The 270-nt window shown below is 49.3% G+C and carries 1 pseudogene; it reads left to right on the top strand.

Annotated features, from left to right (window positions below):
• Positions 1-9: 9 nt before the first annotated feature.
• A pseudogene (locus BZJ21_RS16780) lies at positions 10-270 on the top strand (glycosyl hydrolase family 26); the annotation flags it as partial.

Raw genomic sequence — 270 nt, 5'->3', positions numbered from 1 at the left:
GATAAACAAATGAGGCAAGCGAGAGAGCAGGTGTCGACCGTTGATATCGAGATTGATAATGAAGGCGAGAATCCGCCTGTGCTGTACACCGCCAATATCCGTTCACAAACCATATATTGCTTTGGTGTCATCAATAACATAGATGCCATAGACAACCTAGGCTCGACCGCTGCCACCTTCTCATCGGGGTTTAACGCTACCGCTTACTTACAGCCGGGAGAAAACCACCTAGAGCTCGGTACGGTACCATCAGGTGCGTATGAGGATGAC

The sequence above is a fragment of the Salinivibrio costicola subsp. alcaliphilus genome (assembly GCF_001996185.1).
In the GTDB taxonomy this organism is placed as follows: domain Bacteria; phylum Pseudomonadota; class Gammaproteobacteria; order Enterobacterales; family Vibrionaceae; genus Salinivibrio; species Salinivibrio costicola.
Note: the sequence above shows the minus strand (reverse complement) of the source record. Positions and strands in the feature narration are given on the sequence as shown.